The 24,616-nt window shown below is 53.6% G+C and carries 21 protein-coding genes; 3 read left to right on the top strand and 18 right to left on the bottom strand.

All coding sequences use genetic code 11. The features are described from left to right. Window positions 1–2 precede the first annotated feature (2 nt). Window positions 3–725, bottom strand: coding sequence for a TetR/AcrR family transcriptional regulator (locus R8377_RS02085; protein ID WP_317643315.1), 723 nt, complete (start codon window positions 723–725; stop codon window positions 3–5). Between the two features lie 149 nt (window positions 726–874). Between R8377_RS02085 and R8377_RS02080 the strand changes: the two genes are divergently transcribed. Further along, window positions 875–1,732, top strand: a complete 858-nt coding sequence (locus R8377_RS02080; RefSeq protein ID WP_317643314.1) for an aldo/keto reductase — start codon at window positions 875–877, stop codon at window positions 1,730–1,732. 65 nt (window positions 1,733–1,797) lie between these two features. Here R8377_RS02080 and R8377_RS02075 read toward each other — a convergent pair whose 3' ends face one another. The 5 genes from R8377_RS02075 to ptcA form a co-directional block, all read right to left on the bottom strand. Next, on the bottom strand, window positions 1,798–2,622 hold the full coding sequence (locus R8377_RS02075; protein WP_317643313.1) for a MurR/RpiR family transcriptional regulator: 825 nt from the start codon (window positions 2,620–2,622) through the stop codon (window positions 1,798–1,800). A gap of 93 nt (window positions 2,623–2,715) precedes the next feature. Beyond that, entirely contained in the window at window positions 2,716–3,657 is a 942-nt protein-coding gene (gene arcC / locus R8377_RS02070) for a carbamate kinase (RefSeq protein WP_317643312.1), read from the bottom strand. A gap of 82 nt (window positions 3,658–3,739) precedes the next feature. Beyond that, on the bottom strand, window positions 3,740–4,834 hold the full coding sequence (aguA, locus tag R8377_RS02065) for an agmatine deiminase (RefSeq protein WP_317643311.1): 1,095 nt from the start codon (window positions 4,832–4,834) through the stop codon (window positions 3,740–3,742). 4 nt (window positions 4,835–4,838) lie between these two features. After that, window positions 4,839–6,239 (bottom strand): APC family permease, encoded by a 1,401-nt coding sequence (locus tag R8377_RS02060; protein WP_317643310.1) that lies wholly within the window; start codon window positions 6,237–6,239, stop codon window positions 4,839–4,841. A gap of 45 nt (window positions 6,240–6,284) precedes the next feature. Beyond that, the gene (gene ptcA / locus R8377_RS02055) at window positions 6,285–7,319 is read right to left on the bottom strand and encodes a putrescine carbamoyltransferase (protein WP_317643309.1); all 1,035 of its coding nucleotides are present in this window, start codon (window positions 7,317–7,319) and stop codon (window positions 6,285–6,287) included. Between the two features lie 440 nt (window positions 7,320–7,759). Between ptcA and R8377_RS02050 the strand changes: the two genes are divergently transcribed. Beyond that, a complete protein-coding gene (locus R8377_RS02050) occupies window positions 7,760–8,527 on the top strand; it encodes a hypothetical protein (RefSeq protein ID WP_317643308.1) in 768 nt (255 codons plus the stop codon). Here the strand turns inward: R8377_RS02050 and R8377_RS02045 are convergent. Continuing rightward, complete coding sequence (locus R8377_RS02045) at window positions 8,524–10,173, bottom strand: sugar transferase (RefSeq protein ID WP_317643307.1); 1,650 nt, start codon at window positions 10,171–10,173, stop codon at window positions 8,524–8,526. The genes R8377_RS02050 and R8377_RS02045 overlap by 4 nt on opposite strands. Before the next feature lie 351 nt (window positions 10,174–10,524). Here R8377_RS02045 and R8377_RS02040 point away from each other — a divergent pair, with 351 nt between their 5' ends. After that, window positions 10,525–11,823 carry a tyrosine-protein kinase domain-containing protein gene (locus R8377_RS02040; RefSeq protein ID WP_317643306.1) on the top strand — a complete coding sequence of 433 codons (1,299 nt, stop codon included), beginning with the start codon at window positions 10,525–10,527 and terminating at the stop codon, window positions 11,821–11,823. A gap of 282 nt (window positions 11,824–12,105) precedes the next feature. On the opposite strand, the gene R8377_RS02035 is transcribed toward R8377_RS02040, so the two are convergent. The 11 genes from R8377_RS02035 to R8377_RS01985 form a co-directional block, all read right to left on the bottom strand. Beyond that, window positions 12,106–13,386, bottom strand: a complete 1,281-nt coding sequence (locus R8377_RS02035; protein ID WP_317643305.1) for a hypothetical protein — start codon at window positions 13,384–13,386, stop codon at window positions 12,106–12,108. Further along, a complete protein-coding gene (locus R8377_RS02030) occupies window positions 13,386–14,876 on the bottom strand; it encodes a lipopolysaccharide biosynthesis protein (protein WP_317643304.1) in 1,491 nt (496 codons plus the stop codon). The genes R8377_RS02035 and R8377_RS02030 overlap by 1 nt, the downstream gene beginning before the upstream one ends. A 72-nt stretch (window positions 14,877–14,948) precedes the next feature. Continuing rightward, window positions 14,949–16,205, bottom strand: a complete 1,257-nt coding sequence (locus R8377_RS02025) for a nucleotide sugar dehydrogenase (RefSeq protein ID WP_317643303.1) — start codon at window positions 16,203–16,205, stop codon at window positions 14,949–14,951. A 64-nt stretch (window positions 16,206–16,269) separates the two neighbouring features. After that, window positions 16,270–17,355 carry a glycosyltransferase gene (locus R8377_RS02020; RefSeq protein WP_317643302.1) on the bottom strand — a complete coding sequence of 362 codons (1,086 nt, stop codon included), beginning with the start codon at window positions 17,353–17,355 and terminating at the stop codon, window positions 16,270–16,272. Window positions 17,356–17,374: 19 nt separating this feature from the next. Continuing rightward, window positions 17,375–17,881 (bottom strand): glycosyltransferase, encoded by a 507-nt coding sequence (locus tag R8377_RS02015; protein WP_317643300.1) that lies wholly within the window; start codon window positions 17,879–17,881, stop codon window positions 17,375–17,377. A gap of 11 nt (window positions 17,882–17,892) precedes the next feature. After that, window positions 17,893–18,342 (bottom strand): PssD/Cps14F family polysaccharide biosynthesis glycosyltransferase, encoded by a 450-nt coding sequence (gene pssD, locus R8377_RS02010; protein WP_317643299.1) that lies wholly within the window; start codon window positions 18,340–18,342, stop codon window positions 17,893–17,895. Window positions 18,343–18,345: 3 nt separating this feature from the next. Beyond that, window positions 18,346–19,356 (bottom strand): glycosyltransferase family 2 protein, encoded by a 1,011-nt coding sequence (locus R8377_RS02005; protein ID WP_317643298.1) that lies wholly within the window; start codon window positions 19,354–19,356, stop codon window positions 18,346–18,348. Window positions 19,357–19,366: 10 nt separating this feature from the next. Further along, complete coding sequence (locus R8377_RS02000) at window positions 19,367–20,290, bottom strand: glycosyltransferase family 2 protein (protein WP_317643297.1); 924 nt, start codon at window positions 20,288–20,290, stop codon at window positions 19,367–19,369. An 81-nt stretch (window positions 20,291–20,371) separates the two neighbouring features. Continuing rightward, window positions 20,372–22,255, bottom strand: coding sequence for a ribonuclease J (locus tag R8377_RS01995; RefSeq protein WP_317643295.1), 1,884 nt, complete (start codon window positions 22,253–22,255; stop codon window positions 20,372–20,374). A 199-nt stretch (window positions 22,256–22,454) separates the two neighbouring features. Further along, window positions 22,455–23,813, bottom strand: a complete 1,359-nt coding sequence (locus R8377_RS01990; protein WP_317643294.1) for an MFS transporter — start codon at window positions 23,811–23,813, stop codon at window positions 22,455–22,457. Continuing rightward, a complete protein-coding gene (locus R8377_RS01985; protein WP_317643293.1) occupies window positions 23,810–24,574 on the bottom strand; it encodes a GNAT family N-acetyltransferase in 765 nt (254 codons plus the stop codon). Before R8377_RS01985 ends, R8377_RS01990 begins: the two co-directional genes overlap by 4 nt. Window positions 24,575–24,616: the final 42 nt, after the last annotated feature.

The raw sequence follows: 24,616 nt of genomic DNA, 5'->3' as shown, positions 1-24,616 counted from the left end.
TGCTACTTGGCTGGGGTGGGGGCGGAGAGGATTTGATGGGTGGCTTGGGTGGTGAGGGCCGGGATGGGCTTGGGCCAGGAACTCCAGGGGTCTTGGGCTTCGTTGTTGGCTTGGGGAGCTCGGATGCCAGATAGGGCTATCCAGAGGTAGCGGCGGTAAAGCTGGTCTACGTCGGTGCGTTTTACCTTCGCGGCACCTTCGTTCAACGTTTCTGCGATTCCCAAGATGCCAATTTGGATAAAGATAAGGTCTGTGCCGGTTATTTCGGGACGGATAGCTCCCTGCTCTCGGGCCCGGTCGGCTACTTGGTTAACTAAGGGGGCTATCCGATCGCGACCCCAGTCGTAGCGCTCGCTGGGCAGGTGGCGCCCGGCAAAGAGCTGAGCTAAGCCTTTATCTCGGGTCTGCATGGCCATCGAACGCTCTAAATAGTCAACGAGCCCGGCCCACGCATCAGGATTGGCAAGACTGCGGCGCAAAATCCCCTCAAGCTCGTTGACTTGCCCTACCGAGATGGCTTCGATGAGTTCACCCTTGTTGGCAAAGTGCCGGTAAGCAGTACCCACCCCTACTCCGGCTTGCTCTGCCACGTCGTTAAGTGTGGCTCCAAGACCTCTCCGTGCAAACACTTGCCGTCCCGCCTCGAGCAGTTTTTCACGATTGCGGGCAGCGTCCGAGCGCAGTGGCGCGTGAGGGTCTGATTGCTGTGATTGTGAGCGAGACATACTTCAAGCTTACAGCAAAAGAAGCAATAAGCGGATAAAGAATATCCGTTTTTGCCTTATACTAAACGGAGCTTCAATATCCGCTTATATATGGGCCACCAACCCTCTCGTAAGCAGCACGAAGCTCCCTACAAGACAAGGATGAACCTATGAGCGTTCCAGAACTAACTTTGAATAACGGCGTTCAACTGCCCACCATTGGCTTAGGCGTTTTCCAAGCCTCGCCCGAGGAGACGGTTGGGGCCGTTCGCTCGGCCCTAGAGACCGGATACCGCCACATCGATACCGCAACCGCTTACCACAATGAGGAAGCAGTGGGCCAAGGCATTCGCGAATCAGGAGTACCCCGCGACGAACTGTTTATCGAAACGAAAGTGTGGATTGCTGATTACGGAGCCGAAGCCACCCTGCGCGCTTTCGAGAATTCAGCCCGCAAATTAGGCGTTGAAACCATCGACCTACTCATTCTCCACCAGCCCGCGCCTCATCATTGGGAGCAAACGCTGGCTGCCTACCATGCACTGGAAGAGCTACTGGGCCAGGGCAAAGTGCGCGCCATTGGTGTCTCCAATTTCCAAAAGAACCACTTAGAGGCCCTGCTCAAGGAGGCCAGCGTGGTGCCAGCCGTCAATCAGATTGAGCTCCACCCCTACTTCCAAGAGAAGTCTCTGGTCGCAGCCAACGCCAAGGCAGGCATTCTCACTCAGGCTTGGTCACCCATCGGCGGCATCACCTTCTACCCCGGTTGGGGCGGCTCCGAGGCTCGCTCCACGCTGAAAGATCCAACCATCGTCAGCATCGCTCAAGCGCATGGTAAGACTCCAGCCCAAGTGATGCTGCGCTGGGGCATTCAAGAAGGCCGCTCGGTGATTCCCAAGTCAGTTAAGCCCTCTCGCATTGCCGAAAACTTCGACATTTTTGATTTCGAGCTTAACCAAGACGAGATGAAGGCAGTCGACGGTCTCGACACCGGTGTGCGCGGCGGCCCAGACCCCAACGAGTTCTAAGTCTTACCAGAAAATCCTGGCGGCCAGCTAGCAGCTCGCCCAGCTTCAGCTCTCGACTCGGAACTTTACCGGTCCGAGTCGAGCGTTTGATGCTTGACGAAGTTGAAGTCGCGGCCGCCGTAGTCTTCTATGTATTGGTAGAGGATGAGCTCCATGACCGCAATGGTGGAGATGCGGGAGCTGATTTCGGTCTTGTTGACCGATACGTCGTCGGCGAAGATATAGAGGTTGATGTCGCTCAAGTTTTGAATCGTATTGTTGTCTGGCTCAGTAATCGAGATAATGAACGGCTTGCCGCCCGATTCGATGAACTTGTTAATCATCTGCAAAAACTCTGAATCCTGACCGTCGTAGGTGAGGAAAAATACCAAATCCCCCTCGCCCACTTGGTCGGCTTTCATAGAGCGCAGGGCACGATCGCGGGGGCATTCGACTTTGAATCCCGCCATCGTATACAGATAATATATATAGTCAGTGGCGTACTTGCTCACACCCTTAGCAAAGAAATAGACTTGCGGATGCTCAGCCAAGCGGCCGGTAATCTCGTGAATTTTTTCTGGCGAAAGCACGCGCACCGATTCGCTCACATTTTTGAGATACTCTTCGCGGTAATCGCTCTGAGACACCGTGAATGGCAATTCTTTTTGGCTATTATCGCGATTATTCAAGACGGTAAATTTAATAACCGTCATAAACTCACTAAAACCTGAGAAACCAATTTTCTTAACAAAGCGCAGAAAAGTGGCGGTCGAAACGTAAGTACTGGCCGCCACTTCGCGGATGTTTTGGTTCTTGATACTGTCCATGTTTTTGATGACATAGTCGAAGAGGGCCTGCTCGCTCTTGGTGAGAGAACCCAAATGGGAATTGACAATCTCAAAGAAATTCATCGGTTGGCTCCTCCATTTCGACCAATTGAGACATCAAAAACCTGACAAGTGGACAGCTGCCGCTGGCAAGCGAACGCCAACGGCAGCAATCAGCTAAGAAACGACTGTGCCGTCGCCGTTCTCTAAGAAACCAGCAATGTTTTCCAAGGATGTAATAACAGCTTGGCCATGCTCTGTATTTTCAACAAAGTCAATGGCTGCCTGCACCTTAGGCAACATGCTCCCCTTAGCAAACTGGTCTTCGCTCATGTACTGCTTCAGTTCTTCGACTGTAACAGTTCCCAAGGCCTTCTGATTAGGCTTGTTGTAGTTCACAAACACGTTGTCAACGCCAGTCAAAATCACCAGCATATCGGCGCCAACCTGCTCGGCCAGCTTCTCCGAAGCGAAATCCTTGTCGATTACGGCTTCGCAACCAACCAGTCGGTTGCCCTCGCGCACCACAGGCACGCCTCCGCCGCCAACGGTAATGGGAACGATGCCGTCATTGACCAGCTGCTCCACAACCTTAGCTTCGTTCACATTGATGGGCTTAGGTGAAGGCACCACGCGACGGTAGCCGCGCCCTGCATCTTCTACAAACTTGTAGTCGGGGTTCTGGGCGGACTGCTCGCGAGCCTCTTCCTCACTGTAGAAGGGGCCGATGGGCTTAGTGGGATCAACGAAGGCCTTGTCGTCGGCACTTACTTCGACCTGAGTCACGACCGTAGCGACCGGCACATCGAGCCCGGCCTGGGCCAGAGCCTCGTCGAGCGCATTTTGCAGCCAGTAACCAATGCTGCCCTGAGTCATAGCCACAGCCGTGTCAATGGGCATAGGAGGATTGGACTCGGTACTGCCCGCTGCCTGCTGGAGCAGGAGGTTACCCACCTGAGGGCCATTGCCGTGAGCCACAATTAGCTCGTCGCCGTTTTGAATAATCTGCACCAAATACTTAGCCGTATCCCGCAGGGCGTCCTGCTGGGCCTGAGCCGAAGCATCATCGGTCAGAATCGCGTTGCCACCAAGGGCCACAACTAGTCTACGTTTTGCCATATTGTTTATCTCCACATTCGTTGTAATAAAGAAGGAGCAAAACCGCTGTCAGTCTTGCTCCTTCCCTCATGCAAGTACTCTCTTACTGCTGGGGAACCTGCTGGGTAATGCAGTGGATGTTGCCGCCGCCGAGCAGAATCTCGCGCGCAGGAACGCCCACAACCTTGCGGTCCGGATACAGGCGAGACAGGGTTTCCTTGGCACGCTCGTCGTTGGGATCGCCGAAGGTTGGGAAGACCACGCCGCCGTTTGCCGTGTAGTAGTTCACATAGCTAGCAGCCAAGCGCTCACCTTCGGTACGGGGCAGAGTGCCCTCAACCGCGTCCACACCCTCAGACTCCTCTTGGGTAATGGTCACAGGCTTGGGAACGTAGAGCTTCTCAACCTGAATCTTGCGGCCCTTGGCATCGGTGGAGTTCTCCAGAATTTCAAGGTTTTCCTTGGAAATCTCGTATTGAGGGTCACTCTCATCATCGGTCCATGCCAGAGCTACCACGCCGGGGCGCACATAGTTAGCAATGTTGTCGACGTGGCCATTGGTCTCGTCGAGGTAAATGCCTCGCTTGAGCCAGATGATCTTCTCCAGATTGAGGTATTCCTTGAGAACTTCCTCAATCTGCTCCTTGGACAGCTGCGAGTTGCGGCCCTGAGACAGCAGGCACTCCTCGGTAGTAATCAGCGTACCTTCGCCGTCTACGTGGATGGAACCGCCTTCGAGAATGAAGTCGTCCAAACGGTAGCGGTCCGTGCCTTCAAGCTGGCACATCTTGGCTGCCACACGGTCGTCCTTATCCCAGGGGAAGTAGAGACCATCTACGAGGCCACCCCAAGCGTTGAAGGTCCAGTCCACGCCGCGCATGTCACCCTTGTCGTTGACTACGAACGTGGAGCCGCAGTCACGAATCCAAGAATCATCGTTGGAGATTTCAATAACCTCAACGTTGCTAGGAAGCATGGCTAGAGCGTTGGCATACTGGTCGTCATTCACACCGACTGTAACATGCTCGAACTGGGAAATAGCCTTGGCTACCTCTACGAACGTCCTCTGAGCAGGCTTACCACCGTTGCGCCAGTTGTCGGGGCGCTGGGGCCAGAGAATGTAAACACCCTTGTGGGCCTCAAACTCTCCGGGCATCCGGAAGCCGTCCTTCTTTGGCGTGCTATCTAGTGTTTTCATGGGATTATTCCTTTCCGGCAAGGCTAGGGACAGCCTCGGTTTCGACATCATTGTTGTTCCGGTTTGCATAACGTACGACAATCTCTCCCACGACTGCCGAAATGATGATGCCAATAAGAATCGGCATCTTAGTTGAGATTTCATCTTCACTGCCATTTAAGGGAACGGCTGTGAAAATAATCGTAGCAACGATGAGAATCTCAGGAATCCAAGTCATGAGCTGAATCATGACCCTCCCACCGGGCACCTTGAAGGGGCGCTCACGGTCAGGATCACTCGAACGAAGCTTAAGGAAGGCAGGGAACATCATGGTGTATGACAGCAAAAGCGCCACGACGTTGAGCGAGAAGAAGGCCCAGAAGATGTTCTGGTTGGGAATCAAAGGAGCTGCAACAACCAAGATCGAAGCCACAACACCATTCAAATAGCCAGTGCCCACAGGCATACCGTTCTTGTCTTCCTTGCCGAAGACCTTAGGAAGCACGTTATCTTTAGCTGCATAGTCGGCAACATAGTTGACACCCAATGCCCAAGAAATCATCTCGGAAGCCAGAATGTACAAGAAGAGCACACCGATGAGCACCACGAACCAGTTCATGTTGCCAATCATCAGGATGAAGCTGTCAAGCAGACCGCTGGATGCGGAAAGCTTGTTGGTAGGAACAGCCACGCTCATGCCAAATGCGGAAATCAGATAGAAGAAGGCAATTAAGATTCCACCGTAGATAATAGCCTTAGGAATCTGCTTCTTAGGATCGTCCATGTCGTCGGCCATCGTAGCCACCACCTCGAAACCGAGGAAGTTGAAAATAATGACCGATAGGTTGCTCAAACTGTTGACGTTCATCTGCGGCAGGAAAGCCTTAGGCGAGAAGTCGTTAGCAACTCCCTTAGTCGCAGCTACGTAAATGCCCAGAATGGCGAGAGAGAGAATCGTGAAAATCTTGGCGAAAGCAGCCAAGTTCATAATCCACTTACTCTCGGAAATCGGCTTATTGCCCAGAATCACCACGAACCACACAAAGACCAACTGGAGCGCAACAGAGACCCAGTTGTTCATGTGCAGTCCAAAGATGGTATCTGCTACCTGCGCGAAGAGCACTGCCAAGCTCGCCATCCAAATCGGATAGTTAATCCAGTAGAGCCAGGCCAGACGGCCTCCCCAGCGCTTGCCAAAGGCCTGCTTAACCCAGTCGTAGAGTCCGCCATCGCCTGCGTATGTAGTTCCCAACTCCGAAGAAATCAATCCGTAGGGCAGGAAGAACAGAATCAGCAGGAAAATCCACCAGAAGAACTGCGAGGTGCCGATTGCTGCAGCCGGAGCTGCGGATTCCACAACCAGAATGACCACAACGGACATGAGGACTGCGTCAAACAGCCTAAACTTCTTCTTTTCTTTACTCATAATGTCCAATCTCCAAACTTAAGCGTGAGTAACGCTACTGGGAGCTTAGTCATTGTTGCGCGCATCAGGAGCGTTGCGCAGCATGAGCTCGAATTCGGCATCATACTGATCTGCGACGCTTTGCGAAGCATACTTGAGCTCGGGGTTGAGCAGGTAAACGAAGATGGCGCGCATAGCGGTCTTGCGGTTCTCTGCCTCATCCCAAACGACTGAGTAGTCGGAATCGAGTACTTCGTCGGTAACTTCCTCGCCGCGAGTTGCGGGCAGGCAGTGCATGAACTTGACATGGTCGGAAGCCTTGGAAATCATCTCGGCATCCACCTGGTACTTGGGATAGAAGACCTTCATGCGCTCATCCTTGGGCATCTCAGCATCGTAGAGGCCATACCATACATCGGTGTAGATGAAGTCGGCATCCTTCATTGCCTCGTCCACGTCTTCAGTGATGGTAACGGAGCCGCCGGAACGCTTGGCATTCTCCAAACCAATCTTGACAACGTCGTCCTTCATCTGGAAGCCCTTGGGACCAAACTGCACGAAGTTCATGCCCATCTTGGTGGCCATAAACATGGTGGAAACGCATACCTGAGTAGCGTCGCCCACGAAGACAACCTTGCAGTCGCTGAGCTTCTTGCCAGCGGGCAGGTGCTCGGTCATGGTGATGATGTCACCCAGCTCCTGGGTGGGGTGGTTGTAGTCGCTCATGAAGTTCACGACGGGAACCTTGGCATACTTGCCAACTTCGGCAACAGTCTTGTGGCGGTCTACGCGAGCGCCGATGATGTCGAGAATACGACCCAAAACCTGAGAAGTATCTTCGATGGACTCGTGGCCACCCAGTTGAATCTGGCCGGGAGCCAAGTACTGAGCGTGGCCACCTAGCTCGGTCATTGCAGCCTCGGCAGAGGTGCGCGTACGGGTGGAGCTCTGCTCGAAGACCATACCGAGGGTCTTGTTCTTGAGCAGCTGTGGGTAGTAGCCGTTCTTGATTGATTCCTTGAGCTTGATGCCCAAGTCAATCATGAACTGAATCTCTTCCTGGGTGTAGGTGTTAGTGTCGATAAAATCGCGCTTAGTCATGAGAAACTCCTTTATTTCGTGAATCATCTGAGGTTGATTAACATATTTCATCTTATGGAATCGAGGGCGCACAAAACAGCTTTTGCGGCGATGTTGGCGGCGGCATTCGACAGCTGTCACTTGTTACATTTTATGAAACATGTTTCACGGAATTTCTGATAAGAAGGTTCTCCATTGCCAGTAAAAGTGCTGTATTCCCGCCATTTTGAGACATATAGTGTGATTGCGTTCAAGCAGCTAAATCAGCAAAGTTACCAAGCCTGCCAGCATTTACCCATGCAGCGGGGCAATGCACAACGTGCGGGCCGAAACAACGGATTGAGCACTACGTTGAGAGCATATAAGCATAATAACGGAATAAACATCAGGCAGTATAAGTAGACATACTACACAGCACAGATTCATTTGACAGGCACTCACTGAGGATAGGGAGGAATGATATGGCCAGACAACATCAGCTCTACCCCACTGTCCCTCTCAGCACGACAAGATCAGGATTCAGCTTGCAAGCACTCAACCAGCTCTGCCAGTATTCGTACGGAGTTGGCAGGGGCGAGAGTATGACGCTCCTTGGCCAGCACTCCTTCCCCAACGAACGGCTGGGTTCCTACTGGGTCTTGGACTCCCTCTACTGCACTCGAACCGGCCTAGAAGGCATGATTGCGGCGCCAGCACTCAGTTCTGGACAGGCGGATTACCAACACATGGCGGTTGTTTTTGCTGGAACCAATCTCAAAGACGATGCCCGTAATGATTTACGCGCCACTCCCAGCACCTTCATCTTGCCGTGGAAGAACCCTTTCGGTCAGGCAGAGCAGGCGGAAATTCTCGTAGACAAAGCGCGATATTTAGCGCAAGAAAAGGGCTTGGTTGACCCACATATCCTCCTAACTGGGCACAGCTTGGGCGGCGGTTTGGCTCTACTCTTGGGCATCCGCCAGCAGTTGCCGGCCCAAGTCTTTTGCGCGGTAGACCCTTGGCGGGTGCTCAACACTGCCGAACGCGAGCGTGCGCAGCAATCAGACAGCCAAATGTATGTCGATTACCGGCTGAAGAATGACCGATTTACGGGCCCTCTTAACTGGTTTTTGAGTGGCAGAGCCAACCGCAGTGCCAAGGTGGTTTGGTGCGGTGACGGCGAGGCCCCCTTCGCTCACTGGCTCGACAATTTTCAGTTCGACAGTTCAGGCAATATACTGGCCGCTTAGTATGAGCCAGTGCCCCTGAACACCACGATAATGGTCTTGAGCAAAATCGCAATATCGCCGGTAAGTGACCAGTTTTGTATATAAGAGACATCGGCATATTCGGACTGTTCACTGGTAAGATCGCTGCGCCCCGATATCTGCCAAAGCCCTGTAATGCCAGGCTTGGCGAGCAGACGAGACGAGTATAAAAGATTGTATTGCGAGACTTCGTCGGGCAGGGCTGGCCGAGGTCCAACAAGACTCATTTCGCCCTTCACAACATTAAAGAGCTGAGGGAGTTCGTCAAGTGAAGTGCGCCGAATGAAGCGACCTATCTTAGTGATACGCGGATCATCTTTAATTTTGAACATCAGATGGTCTTCGATGCCGTAATCCTTGGCAAGCTGCGATTTCTCACCTTCCGCCCCCACACGCATAGAGCGAAATTTATACATTACGAACGGCTGCCCGTAGAGCCCGATGCGCTGCTGCGCGAAGATGACCGGCCCACCGTCTTCACGCTTGACCCGAATGGCTACCCAAGCCATGATCGGTGAAAGCAGTATGAGTGAAATCAGGGACAGCACGATGTCAAGGGCGCGCTTAAACAGCTTGATAGGCGCCGAATATTGCGGAAGCTGAGCCGTTAAGACTGGCATAGTGGCATCGTTGCGCAGCCGCATGGTCGAGCCGCCCAAGTCTGCGGTCGAAGTGGCTAGAGCCAATTCAATACCTGAGGCTTCGATAGCTAGCGCGAGAGCCCTCAAAGACTCGGAATTGCGCGAGACCACGTCGGTAATCAACACCGTCTGCGTGTCCATCTGCTTCGCAATTTGTGGTAAATCCATGTCGAAGGGCAAAACCACTAGCCGCTGCTCCCTGCGCGTGGTCGGCTCAAACTGAGCTGCCTCAATGACTTCATGACTACCGTTATCCTCTGATGCACTAACGGTAATCGGACACACTGCAATGGGCCGATACCCGATGCCCTTGTTGTGCTCAAGCAACTGCACAGTGTTGTGAATACCGGCAGGTGAGCCCACAATAATCGTGGCATAAGTGCATTTGTCGCGTTTACGCTCCTTATGAAGGTACTTGCGCATGAGCCAACGCTCGACAATGCAGAAGGCAGCACTAAGCACCGGCACAAAGAAGGTAATCGAGCGCGGTATGTCGATTTTGAAGGTGTAGCTTGCGGCACACATGATGAGAAAATCGCAGGGAATGGCCTCTAGTATTTTGTTGTATACGTCGTAGCCAGCCCCCATATTGTGGCGACTGTAAATGTTAGTAACGCCTAAACTCGCTATCCACGACAGAGAAATGAGCACCAAGAAGGCCACTATGGGATCGGGCAGGGCTATAGTCTTGCGCAAAAACACGTATGTAACCGGATGAATGAGGAAGATAATACCCGCGGCGAGCATGGTAATAAACGCATCAATCAGCACCAGCAGGAAGGTGTAGAACACGCTCCAGGCGGGTACGGAATAGTTGAAGAGCCTACTAGCGCGCCGAGCGTGGAGCAGGGCTGAAAACTGCGCCTGCTGACTGTGATCCAACTCGCCAACTTGCTCAGCATAGGATCGTGAAGCTTGCGCGCGAGGCTCAGCAGGTATAGAAGGGTCTACCTGGGGCACATAACCAGAGTAGGCATCTTGCCGCATAACTTCCTCCACAACCTTGCTCAGTGTATATAAGTAATCCTAGCTTCAAACCTAGGCTTTGATGTTTCTGCGCGGTGGCTGACGCATAAAGATAAGGAATCGGCAAACATACACAGGCCAGGAAGTAACCGAAATCGCGCCTATTGCAGGGCTTTTGAGCAGGTCAGCAATCGAATCTAAGAAAAGCGCGCATGCGTTAAAATTCGACTCAAGGCAGGAAGAAACACTCGACATAGGAACTCACGCAACCCGCAGAGTCCGGATTTTACTGTATTTGGGCACAATCATGATAAAGTGTTCTCATACGAGAGATGAATGGGGAGTGTTGTGCATAAAGCTAGCTTATTCCAGATGCTGCGCAAGCAACAAGCTGTAGCGATTGTTGTATTTATTATAGCATTCGCAGCTACGGCTGTCTACACCTTTACCCGCCCGCCAGAGTACACGGCTACGGCCCAACTCGTGGCTTCCTACAAGGGTAATACGAACTCAACGTCGCCAGGAGAAGCTAATTCTGGCTTGACCTATGTGCGCACTCAGATGAGCAATTACCCGCAGCTGGTCAAGACTGAATCTGTACTCAAACCAGTCATTCGCGACCTAGATTTGGACATGACGGTAGAGGAATTGGCCGAGCACGTTGATTTGGCCAACCCGCGAGGTACTTTCATTGTCAACATTTCCGCCGATTCTCGCAATCGTCAGGAAGCCGCAGACATAGCCAACAGCGTAGCAAACCAGCTGACTTGGCTCACTTCGTCTCGCTCCTTCTCCACGGGTAAGCTCTCAGTCAAGCTTAAGTCTGTACAACGGGCCGAAATGCCGCAGACGCAGAGTTCTCCCAACGTTCCCGTCTACCTCTTAGCAGGCCTCCTGCTCAGCTTCGGCTTAGCGATACTGGTGGCCGCGCTCATGCGCGTTCCCAACGAAAAGATTGGCACTGCCAACGCAGCCAAGGAACTTATTAAGGCCCCGATTTTGGGCGAGCTGACTAGCGAAGTCAAGCCCGGCAACGTAGAACTGCCGATTATCGAAGACCCGCAAAGTAAAGAGGCAAGCAACTACCGCTACATTAAGGCCAACCTCATCTCTTTGGCTGGCCGCAACTCCAAAACCAACACTGAGGGCCGCATCTTTGCCTTCACCTCTTCTCAAGAGATGGGTCTGACCACCCTAGCAGCTATCAACATCAGCGCTTCTCTAGCCGACGAAGACAAGCGCGTGCTGCTCATTGATGCCAACACCCAGCAAAGCTCCATCGCCGAGCGCCTAGGATTGACGAACACGGTGGGTTTGAACGACGTATTGGCAGGCGAAACTGAAATCGATAAGGCAGTGCAGAAGTTCGATAAGAGCAACCTCTACATCCTGCCGACCGGCAGCCCTCAATACAACACGGCTATTCCCAACCGTTCCATCTTCTTGAGCAACATGTTCGACAAAATCAAGCTGCTCTACGATTATGTGATTGTAAACACCGCTCCCCTTTCCGATGAAGCCAATGCAAATGTCTTAGGCAATTTGGCCGACGGATACGTGCTGCTGGAGTCCAACAACTCCGACAAGAAGAGCCTCATTAAGACGGTATCTAAAGTCCGCAACGGACAGACCCCGGTGATTGGCTTCATCTTTAGCCACCTATCGAGGTAATACTGCTTAGCGTTTTGCAAGGGGCCAGTCGCACAGACTGGCCCCTTCTTGTATCTCCCGAAATTCTTTAAGGGCACTTAGACGGCCCAGTGCAGTTCAACGTGAGTACGGACCAGCAATCGAGCCAATAAGACGATACGGCGGCAGCTAGGGGTCTTTACGCGCGCACAGGAGATTTACTGACTACAAAAGGGCGCCCAAAAAGTGAAAGTGAGAAACCGAGAGAACAGAGAAAGAGTCAGCTACTCTCCTAGCTTCTCTCACTCACCGAGGACGGCCCGATTAGAAGACCAAACTGCGCGACTTCTTACTCAGCTCCAAATCAGCGTCTACGTGTCGGCCAGCAGAGGGAGCCCGGCGGTAGTTACGCAAGTCCCGCACTAGGTACACAGCGCAGAACCATAAGCTGTTGAAGCACAAGATTAGGAAGAGATTGTCAAAGAAAGCATGGATAGCCAGTATGAAGAGCACTAGAACCACTACATACTGCCTGTGCCGACTCTCGCGCACCATGAGCAGGGTGTAGGTCACCACCATGGCAATAACAAAAACGATGCCATAGTCTAGGCATGCCTTCACAAAAGTGGAATCCACGTAGTTGTACTGGTTCAGCCCATTGGACATGCCCTTGGCAGACAAGCCAGCGCCAGACCACTCAATATCGTTGCCAAAAATGGAAATGCCGTAAGTGTCAATAGCCTTTTGCGACAGCGACATGCGGCTGCCGAGGGCCTTGTTTATCACATAGGTAACGATGGAGAAATGATTCGTAATGATAAGGGGGAAAACGAAGGAAGCAATCAGCGCAACCGGGAAGGTCAGCCAAGAGAAGAAGGCGTGGGTAAATCTACTCACACGTGACCTAGCAAGACCAGCAGCCCAGCGGGAGTAGCAATATCCCAGCAGGGCAACCAAGCAGGTGAGCACCACGAGCGAGCGTGAATCGGTGGCAAAATAGCAGCCCAACGCTAAGACAATGAAGCCCAGCACCGGTAGGAACTTGACCGCATTGCGGCGCACAATCAAATAAATCAAAGTGCAATTAAAAACTATTTGCGGGGCATACAGGGCGTATAAGAAACCCAAGAACTGCCGGTTGCGATTGGGAGCTTCGTCGACATAATTGGGAATCACACCAATCAACGAACTCAATACGATAAAAGCCAACATACCCAGACTGGTGTAGAGGCAGATACGTAAGACCTTGTTGAGATCGACATTACGAGCGCCGAAGATAAAAGCCAGCAGGGTGAGCGGGACAGGCTTGCCTGACTTCACGAGCACAATCACCGATAGAATCAGCAGCACTGCGAATACTGCCAAGGTTTTTAAATCGTAGCGAGACTGCCGATTGATCCACTCATTGACCACGATAAGCCCGATGCACACCACAGCCAAACGGATGTCACCATCGATGAAAGAGATAAAGGGAACCGACGCGTAGAAGGAATAATCGAGAATTTTGAGGACCATGTAATAGGCCACGGCAGCATAAAAACAGGTATTGTTGGATACAAATAGGCGGTCGTTGGTAAATTGCTGCCTATAGCTGAGCTGCTCCATCAATCCTGCTCTTTTCCTTGTGTCTTTCCCTCTTCACCGCTCAACTGAACGTGCGCCGGTGAGCGCCGAAACAACAGCGCCCGCAGAGTTCCCATTTGCCCTGTCATTTTGGTGTATATAGCAAAGATTAACAGAGAGCTTACCCCGCTGACCACGAGGCTTAGCAGCGTGCCCAACTCAGGCAGTGCTAGCTTGAGCGCTAGCAGAACTGCACCCACGAGTACTCCCCCGCCCAGCGGAACTAGGCAGACCCGGCGCAAAAAATCAAGGAAACTGGAAGCGAAGAGCTTGCGGGTCATAAGGAAGAAAATCACCACGAAGTTGAGAACAAAGCCCACTGACAGGCTGATTGCGAGGGTAGTCAGCGAGCCCAGCAAGCAGCCTATGACGATGCTAGAAACCAGTAGCAAAGCCGTGATGCAGCCGTTCCAGAAGAGGTAACCGGTCTGGCCTAATACCTGGAAAATAGAGCCGGTAGACGATAGAGACATCTGCACCCAGACCGTAAGCGCCAGAATCGAGAAGGGCAGCACCGCGGCTCCCCACTGACTGCCATACATGACTCGTATCACGTTTGCCGCTTGGAAGAAGAGGAAGACAGAGAGAGGGAAGCCAATGAGCAGTAAGAAGCGCACCAGTTTATAGTAGACTTCGCGCACAGTACGCACATCATCTTGATGATCAGCTAAAACCGGCAACAGCACTGGGTTAATGACCTCTAAGAGCACCTGATTGGGCAGCATGAGCAGTTGGTAGGACTTGGAATAGTTGCCCACCGCGGCAGGGCCCATAAACTTGCCCACCAAAATCTTATCGATGTTGCGCGAAAAGTAGTTGATGAAGTTAAAACCGAACTGACTTTTAGCAAATTTCCAAACCTTACTGAGGGAGGCACGTTCGAGGCTGCGGGCTGGCCAGACGCGCAGCAGGAGCATATTGAGAACGAATGCCACTAAGGCGGGGACCGTGAAGCTCATAACTAGAGCGTAAGCGCCCCAACCAGCGAGCGCAGTCCAAATACCGGCCACTCCCCCGCACAAGTTGCTGGCTACTAAGCGCAGGTTGACCTCCCGAAAGCGCTTGGCCTTGTTCATGAGCGCGTTGGGAATCATGTTGAACCCTTGCAGCAAAAGGGTTGACGACATGGCCAGAGCCAGCGGCAGGTATACGGGATTGCCGTAAAAGTGTGCAATGAGGGGGCCGGTGGCAGCGAACAGTATGGAGAGGATACAAGAGAAGACTATCGAGTATGAGAACAAGACGCGGTGGTCGCGCTCACTCAGACTGCGGTTTTGAATCACTGCCGGGCCTAAGCCTGCATCCACAATCGTAGTAAAGAAGAGCAGAAAGACTTGCGCGACTGCCACCACCCCGTAGTCGCGCGGGCTGAGCAGGCGCGAAAGGACCATGTTGACAGCGAGCTGAATAACCACATTGCTGTACTTGCCAAGGGCAGTGTAGAGCACCCCGCTACGCAAGCCTTCTAGCATACTGGCCAATCCTCAATTCCTCGAAGCCCAAGGCCCCACTATTCACTCCCTGAGCAACCACCCAACCGAGAGCTAATCCCGCCTAAAAATGTCCCTGCTGTAGACTTTACCCGCAGCACTTGCCAGCTCCTCATTCCAGCGATTGGCCACAATCAAACTGCACGAACGCTCAAACTCCGCGAAATCTTGGATAACCGGGCAGCCCATGAAACTTGACTCGCCCAGCGTTGGCTCATACATTACAAGATCTACGCCGCGCTCAAGCAGGTAGGCGATAATGTCTTGGACAGCTGACTGGCGGAAATTGTCTGAGTTTTCCTTCATCGTCAACCGGTAAATACCCACGAGCGGGTGGTCAAGGCCTTGGATACGCTCCAGAATCTCCTGGGCTATAAACTCCTTGCGGGTCTGATTAGCATCAACTATGGCGCTCATGAGATTTTGCGGCACTTGTTCATAATTAGCGAGCAGCTGCTTACTGTCTTTGGGCAGGCAGTAGCCTCCGTATCCAAAGCTGGGATTGTTGTAATGAGAGCCAATGCGCGGGTCTAAGCCCACTCCCCGAATAATAGCCTCGCTATCTAAACCGCGGGCTGCCGCATAGGTGTCGAGCTCATTGAAATAAGCCACGCGTAGGGCTAGGTAGGTGTTGGCGAAGAGTTTAATCGCTTCGGCCTCGGTAGAGCCTACGAGCAGCACGGGGATAGAACGAGTGCCGTCGCTGTTGACTCGTTCAAGCTCACTCGGATCTGCCGCATCCCGTAAGATCTGGGCAAATTCTTGGGCTGCGGCATACACGGCAGAATCAGTGAGATTGGCGCCTACTACGATGCGGCTCGGGTGAAGGTTGTCGTAGAGCGCCTTGCCTTCGCGCAAAAACTCAGGCGAAAATATAATACGCGGGTCTTGCAAACGCTGACTGAGCTGCCTGGTATAGCCCACGGGAACCGTAGATTTAATAACAATCCAAGCCTGCTGGTTGACTTCGCGGACCGCAGCAATAGCCGCCTCCACGCTCGAAGTATCGAAATAATTGTGGTCAGAATCGTAATTAGTGGGCGTACACACGACCACATATTGCGCGTCCGAATAGGCTTGAGCTGGGTCGAGCGTGGCAGAAAAATCGAGGCTGCGGATGCCCGCCTTACTCTCCGCTAAGAAACGCTCAATATCTGGGTCTGCAATAGGACTGATGCCCTGGGCCAACTGCTCAACTTTAGCTGGCACGATGTCGAGCGCCTGCACATGGTGGTGCTGAGCCAGAAGGAGAGCCATAGAAAGCCCCACATAGCCGGTGCCTGCTATTGCTATCTTCTGCTGACTGTTCATAGTTTCAGTATAAAGGGTATGGAGGCTTGGGCGAGTGTGGGCAGGTCGGAGGAGTACGCGCTGGCTAGCTCTCAGAGGGTAAGCTTAGGAAGCTTTGGTATTGGTTGAGCAAGACTCGGGCTGTGTGAGTTGTGTCGATGGAACGTAGCTCTTGGGCTTGTTGCTGCGAGCGCGAGTGGGTTTGCGCGCTCTGGCGGATGCGTGCTATCTCTTGAGCCCAGGCTTGGGTACCCGCTTCCAACGGCAGAGCAGTTACCTGATTGGTGAGCACCACATCTGAGTCTATATTGTTGGCCACGAGGCAGGGCAGGCCGGCACTCTGAGCTTCGAGCAGGGAGATGGGAAGCCCCTCGAAGAGCGAAGGCAGAGCAAACATGTCCATCGCTTGGTAGAGCTTACTGGGGTCTTCACTGGGGCCGTAGAAGAGAATCCGGCTGATGAAGGGGCTGCTCGCAACTTGCCTCTTGAGTTCAGCTTCGAGGGGGCCAGCTCCTACCAGCAGGAGGACCGCCTGCGAGTCACGTTGGGCCACTTGCTCGAAGCTAGCGATGAGGAATGCTTGGTTTTTCTGAGTATTGAGACCACCCACGTGGCCGATAACAAACTTGCCTTCAAGGCCCAATTCGGCACGAGTGCACTCTCGGGTTTGCCCGTCGAAGAGGAAATGCGCCACATCAATACCGTTGGGAGCTATAGCAAACGGCCGGTCTTCAAAGAGCCAGCGGCCGGCCTTGCTTCCGCATGCCAAACCGTGCGTATACGAGCGCACAAATACGGGTTTGAGGAGGCGGTGAAGGAGCTTATGGTCGCAAGTGCTGTTGTGACTGTGGGCAATGCGCGCAGAGCAATGGCAGCGCTTGGCAACCGAGAGCTCTAGGGCCATCGTTCTGCTATTGCCATGCACGTGCACAATCTGAGGCCGCTGGGCCCGCAAAATCTGGGAAAGCTTGTGTAAATATGCCACCGGGTGGCGCTTACGATTGGGCAGCGCAATAATCGGGATGCCCATAGCCTTCGCTTGAGCTGCATTGGCCGAATCTACACCGCCGCCCACTACAATAAAAGGCGCAATCTGCTTGTGGTCAAGCTGGGAGCATGTGTTGAGCACATACGCGGCAATGCCGTTGCGCCCTAAATTGTCGACCACCATTGCAACAGGGATAGGGCCTCTAGGCATGGTCAGCCACCAGTTCGCCCGCTAAGCGCTCTAAACCGCGGACGAAATTAGCCGTATTGCTCGAAAAATGAGCGCTGACACCTGCAGACAGTTTTTCAAAATGAGCAACGGTTTCAGACAGCTTGGCAATATCGTAAACTGGCAGAATACCGCCGATTCGTTTCTCAACTGCCCGGGCAAAGTCAACTTGATGGTTGTTAAGATGCTCACCGAATTCAAGCTGGCGCGGCACTACAATTGGCGTTTTACCGAGCTTGAGCACCTCCATAAAACTCGAAGGCCCGGCATGAGTAATGACCATGCGAGCCTGACCAAGATAGTAATTCAACTGGTCAATGCTCAAGAATTGGAAGGTATCGCACTGGCTGGGCAGGTAGGTAGAATAGCCGTATTGCACCACCACTGGCTCACTGATACGCCCGCTACGCACGAGTTCATCTACCTCCCGCAGCAAGCGGTCGAAGGGTTGCTCATGCGTTCCCACCGTTACTAAAATCATTGCGCCAGCTCCTAAAAAATGGGCCCTAAATTGATGGCCTTGGGATAGACCTGCTTCATCTCTTCCCATTGAACGACGAAACGATCGGCTACCGGGTAGACCAAACGCCCGGTGAGCGTAGGCTTATCGATACGGTCAAAGACCTCAATATAGATGGTTTTGGCGCCCATCAGCTTGCCGAGGTAGAAGAAGGGCACGGCCACTGCTGCACCGCTTGAGATAATCAAGTCCGGTCGCTCACGGCGCAAGAGTTTGAAAGCCACAAGCGTGTTCTTGAGCAGGTTTTTAATGTTGCGATTGGTGGGAAAATAGCAGGAATAGACCTTCTCACCTTGAAGCTTGCTGCGAGCATCTTCCTTGTCGAAAGTCACCCAGAAACGCTCCTCCTGCTCCCAAAATTGGCGCACGAGGAGAAGATGGCTCAAGTGGCCACCACTAGACCCAACCAAGCAAACTTTCATAACTCAACCCTTCTGCTTATATGCTTCAAGCCTACAGAAGAGGCCGTATAGGGCGAAATGACTACGCCTGAGCCAATAGATGCGGTCTGAGAGCGCCTGTGCTTGAGCCAATAGCTCGGGGCACTCGGCCTCAAGACGCCGGTTAAAAGCTTGCAGTTCCGAGCGATGAGCCCGGTTGGGAGTCAAATAGCAGAACCAGTGGAAGTGTCCGCAAATCTCGTCTGCCAAGCGCTGGGCGAAGAGCTTACGCCTGCCATCGGCCTCCCCTCCCGGCATAGAGCGGTATGTTGCTAACATGCGCCAAAAAACGAATTCATGCTCGCGATAGTGGGCGCGCACACCTGCCGGGCTGATGCTCTGACCGTTGACTCCCACTCGATGGCAATAGATAGGCAGGTGTAACAGTTCGACTGTCTGCACCGAGGCTAGGGGCAAGTAGGCCAGCTCGATATCTGTGTACAAGCAGCGCTCGTCGAGACGGATACCAGCCCGTTGCAAAAGCTCAGTACGATAGGTGATCTCATGCATACCTACGGCGCGCGTGAAAGAGACGTCGTCGAGCTGATGGTAACCAGAAATCTCGGCAGGCAGGCAGTCCACCAGCTCGCTAGAGCCGGTTCGCTCGTTGATGTTTAGGCGGGCGGTGACGACGCAATCGGCTTGGGTGCGCTTGAGCTGGGCTACGAACTGCGCAAGATGCTCAGAGCAATACCAGTCATCGCCGTCTAACTGGCGAAAGTAGCGGCCTCGCCCCTCTTGAATAGCCGTATTGATAACGGAACCATAGCCAGCATTCGGCTTATGTATGGCCCTCACTTGCCCAGGGAAACGCCGCTCGTAGTCTTGCGCAATGGCCAGCGTTTGATCACTACCGCCGTCGTCTATGACCAAAATCTCAATATCTTGACCTTCATCCGCCTTGACTACCGAATCGAGCGCCTGCTTGATGGTGCCTTCAACGTTGTAAGCAGCTACGGAGACGGTGAGCACGGGCTGGCTGGTCGAAGTCGTCATAGAGGTCACCCTATACAATCTTGGTGTTCACGAAGGGGCGCAGAGCCATACGGAAAAAGTCGCGAGTGTTGCGCTTGAGCTTGCCTGGGTCTAGGCGAACAGCCATACGGTAGTAGCGCCAGGCCTGTCCCATATTGCCTGCCACGCTGTAGAGGTATGTGCCCACCAACAAGAAGGATGAGGCACTGACCGCATTAGTACTTAATTCACGCTGATAGCGGGCATGAATGATCTCGAAAGCGCCGGTTCTACGCTCCGGGTGAGCCGAAATACGCTCGCCCTGATGAAAGTGATAGCGTGCCAGCGGCTCGGAAACATAGGCTGCTGGAGCCTGCTTAACCAAGCGTAAGTAGAGTTCCCAGTCTTGCAGGGCCGGCATGTGCTCGTTAAAACCGCCCAGCTGGGTAAAAAGCTCACGCGAAATGAGCGGATATGAGCAGGAGGCAATGAAATTGCTGCCCAGAAGCTGGTAGAAAATGTCTCCAGAAGGCATGGGCTCGGTTGCGAGCAGACCATCTGGCTTGTCGCTGCCGTCGTATTGGAGGATGGCGTTGCAATAAACGAGCCCGGCCTCGGGATGGGATTGAGCCGCGGCTACCTGCTGCTCAATTTTACTGGGTTGCCACTCGTCATCGTCGTCTAAGAAAGCAAGGTATTGCCCTGAGCTCTGGCGGGCTCCTAGGTTACGGGCCTTGCAGGCTCCCCCATTGCTCTCCATAGAGATGTAGCTCACAGGGCGAGTTGCACTCAACTCTTGGCAGAGAATCTCCAATGAAGCACTCAAATTGGCATCTTCGGGACAATCGTTGACCAACAGAATCTCAAGTTTAGGGTAGGTCTGATTTATCGCACTAACCAAGGCGCGATGCACAGTTTCGACAGGGCGCTTATAACTGGTAATAATAGCCGTTACCAATGGCTGCTCTGCACTCATGCTACCTCCCATCACCCGCTCATAATAGCGTACGCCAGCCGGGAGTTTCCTCTCAACTGGCGTACGCTAACTCGCCTATAACTACTTCTGCTGCTCCTGCACGTCGGTGGCGATGTCTGCCACGACCGGCACGATAACCGGGCGACGGTGAAGCTTACGAGAGATCCAACCACCCAACGTGCGACGCATGAGCTGCTGGAGCTTGTGCGTATCGTGGGTGCCGGAAGCCATAGCATCTTCGAGCTGAGCTACGATTTGATCCTCGACTTGGCGGAATTCGCGCTCGTCTTCGGCCACAGCGTTCAAGTAGACCTTAGGGCCGGAAACTACCTCGTTGGTCTCAGTATCGACTACTGCGAAGGCAGAAACGAAGCCCTCAGTGCCCAAAATGCGGCGCTGTTCAAGCTCATCATCGGTGAGCTGGCCAACCGAGGTGCCGTCGACATAGACATAGCCGCAGGGCACAGAGCCCACAACCGCAGCCTTGCCGTGATACAAATCAACAACATCGCCATCTTCGGCCAAGACCACGTTTTGCGGATCGACGCCAGTCTTGACGGCAATGAGACCGTTGGCTACCAAGTGGCGGTTTTCACCGTGGATAGGCATAGCACACTTGGGCTGCACGATGTTGTAGAAGTGCAGGAGCTCGCCCTCGTCGCAGTGACCGGACACGTGGATTGCAGCGTTGTCTTTGTTGACTACGCGCGCACCCTTGCGGATGAGCTTGTTAATCACCTTATATACGCCGTGCTCATTGCCCGGAATCAGCGAGGAAGCCATGATGACCGTGTCGAACTCGTTAATGTGGATGTCGCGGTGGGTGCCGTCTGCAATACGACCAAGCGCTGCCATAGGCTCGCCCTGAGAACCAGTAGACATGTATACGATTTCGTCGTCGGGAATCTTGTGAGCTTCTTTCAAGTCCACAATCGTGTTCTCCGGCAGGTGCAGGTAGCCCAAATCGGAGGCGATACCCATGTTGCGCACCATAGAGCGGCCCACGAACACTACCTTGCGGCCGTGCTTGTGAGCAGCATCAACCACCTGCTGCACGCGGTGAACGTGGCTGGAGAAGGAAGCAACGATAATCTTGCGCTGAGCATCGGCAAATGCCTTATCGAGAGCCGGAGCTATAGAAATCTCAGGCTTCACGTAGCCAGGAACCTCAGCATTGGTGGAATCCATCATCAACAAATCCACGCCGGATTCGCCTAAACGGGCGAACTCACGCAAATCGGTCAGGTGGTGGTCCAGAGGCAAAGGATCGATCTTCATATCGCCGGTGTCGATGATGTGTCCGGCAGGCGTACGAATAGAGACTGCAAGTGCGTCAGGAATCGAGTGAGTCACCGAGACGAACTCGAGATTGAAGGGACCCACCTTGAGCTTGTCGCGGCCCTTGACCTCAACAAGTGCGGGATTCAAATGATGCTCTTCGCATTTGGCGGCCACGAAAGCCAGGGTCAGCTTGGAGCCAATCAGTGGGATGTCTGGGCGCAGCTTGAGCAGGTAAGGCACGCCACCGATGTGATCTTCGTGTCCGTGAGTGAGCACGAGCGCCTCGACTTGGTCCAGCTTGTCTTTGATGTAGCTGAAGTCGGGCAGAATCAAATCTACGCCCGGCTGCTCCTCTTCAGGGAAAAGAACTCCGCAGTCAATGAGCAGGATGTGACCGTTGTATTCAATCACGTTCATGTTGCGGCCGATTTCGCCCAAGCCACCCAGCGGGGTGATGCGCATGGAGCCCTTGCGATACTTGGGAGGCGCAATCAAAACTGGTTCAGCCGGCTTATTGTTACCGCGCTGGCTGGGGCGAGAACCGCCCCTGCGCTGACCGCCGCGAGCACCGCCCTGGGGCCTGCCACCGCTCTTGCGACCGCCGCGAGCGCCACCTCTTGAGCGACCCTTGCCATCTTGTGCTTTGCTCTCGCTTGCACTTTCTTCTGTTGTATTATTTGTCATTTCACTTATATTTCTACTTGTGCCTCCGCCTGTGCGGAAGCGACGTTTTAGCTGCCCAGTGTTCTTCGGCGTTCTGCCGGCTGGTTAAGGCCTTGACTGTCCTTACCGATGCTGTACCGGGCACAGCGTAAAAGCTAAAGGTGCTGCTGGCACTGGCGGCTACTTGGGCTCGCCGTGCAGCAAAGCAAGTTCACTGCTTCTACGCTACTTCACTGCCGGGACTCGATTCCAGGTCCACGTCTTGCCCCTTGCGGCGGCTGTATATCCAGCCAGCGAGGGCCAGCGGTACCGCGCAGGCGGTCACTATCCAGGGAATCATCATGCCACCAGCGGGGCCATACGCATCGAGAGCCACTCCGGCCAGTGTGGAGCCAAGAGAAGTGCCGATGGAAGCGCCCGTATTGAGCCAGGAGAGGCCTTCGGTCAGGGCAGAGGAATCAACGGTGCCGCGCACAATCATGTTCGAAGTTGCGTAAATTGGGGATACGCACAGTCCGGTGATGACCTCAACAATGCCCAGCAAAACGAGGTTGTTCATGGTCAAACGGAAGCCTATGTAGCCAATCGTAAGTAAAACAAGGAAGCGGGTGAGGTGACGCCAACGCGAACCCTTGAGTTTGATGGAACCGAAAATGAGGGCACCGCATAGGGAACCGACAGCAATGAGCGCGAGTTGGAGCCCGACAATGCCTTCCTTACCCATCTGCTTAGTGAGAGCCGTAACAGTAACGTCCACTGAAGAGAACGACATGTTGAAGACAACGAAGATAACGAAAAGGAGCAAAACTGCCGGATACGACAGGGCACTCTTGGCCTTATAACGCCCTTGATGGGCGCCGGGCTTGACGATACCGCCCTCCCCTACTGGCGACTGGGCGGAACGGCCTGCTTCACCCAGCTGAGATTGCGAAACCTGTGTGAGCGCTGGCGGCTCGGTTGAGCGCATGGAAAAGAAGATGAGACCGCCGCCTACTAGGGCTACGACCGGCACGAATAGCTGGGCTACCGGACTCACCGAAGTGGCCAACCAAGCAGCGAGAATAGGGCCGAGTATGAACACGCATTCGTCAACGCCTGATTCCAGAGCGTAAGCCGTGTTGAGTAGTTCCTCACCTCTGGCACCCATCGGAGCAAGAGCCCAAGCCCAGCGAGTACGCACCAAGGCACCGAAAGCGAACTGAGTTAAGCCCATAATGATGGCAAGTACGAACAGGAGCCCCAGAGCAATGCGATTCATGGCACCAAAGGCAAAGGCCAGCATAGCCAAGGCCTGCACTGTCAAGACCACCAAACCTACCCGACGCTGACCAAAGCGGTCAAAGAGGCGGGCGTAGAAAGGCGTGACTATAGCCGCCGAAAAGGTGAAAACCGCACTCATTAAACCTGCGGAAGTCCAGTTGTTGTAAATGTGGTTGAGAGCAAGCACGATGCCCAAGCCCATCATAGCTACAGGCAGGCGGGCAATAGCCGCGGCCGCACAGAAGCCTTTGGCACCCGGCAAGCGGAAAAGCTCTACGTATGGCGACGAGTTGGAAAAACTCTTTGAGGAGGCGTTCATTGCTTGTCACCGCCACTCTCAGTACTCTCACCGCTGGCGCTCTCCTGCTGGTTGGCACCCATACCCCAGCGCTGCAACTGCTGAGAAAGTGGGGCCGCATAGATAAAGATGTCGTCGTAGAAATTGCCGTCCTGAATGCTTTCAGCTTGGTCAGCAGCGATACGGGCTGCCACACGTTCCATGCCGATATGGTCGTAGTACGACACATCGCAGGCAGAATCGGTGTGGAGGAAGAAGCGCTGCACGCCCTTACTGTCGAGCTGGCTCAGCATATCGCGCCAGAGTTTACCGCCCACGCCGCGCCCGCGAGCAGCCTGCGAAACCACGAAGAGCTTGAGCTCAGCCTGGCTTGCATCAGCCTCCTTAGACTGTGCCTCCACGCCGTCTTCTAAGCCGTGCCAAATCGTAATTCGCCGTAAGTTTTTGCGACCGAGAACGGAATCGCTCAGCCTTCTATCTACCATATCGAGCTCGGCCTGAGCCTGACTGAACAGCAGGGGCTGGCCTTGCACACGCATTAGGGCTACACCCATGAATTTTCCATCTAATTCGGCGACGCGGGCATTAGTCGTTTCAGTGAGGTAACGCAATACGAAATGGCGGGCGTTGAGCAGGGAAATCTGCGCTTCGCCTGAATCTTTGGAACTCCAGGTATTGTTGAATTCCTCCACTACTTGGTCTACATCTGCCCAAGTCATAGGCCGAATCGTTACTTGACTGGCCTGTTGGGTCGGTGTCTGCTGGTCTTGCATTTCGCTCATCTGCGATCTACCTACGCTTGTAACTGGTTTGGCGGCTGGACG

The organism is Bombiscardovia apis, assembly GCF_033095945.1.
In the GTDB taxonomy this organism is placed as follows: Bacteria; Actinomycetota; Actinomycetes; order Actinomycetales; family Bifidobacteriaceae; genus Bombiscardovia; species Bombiscardovia apis.
Note: the sequence above shows the minus strand (reverse complement) of the source record. Positions and strands in the feature narration are given on the sequence as shown.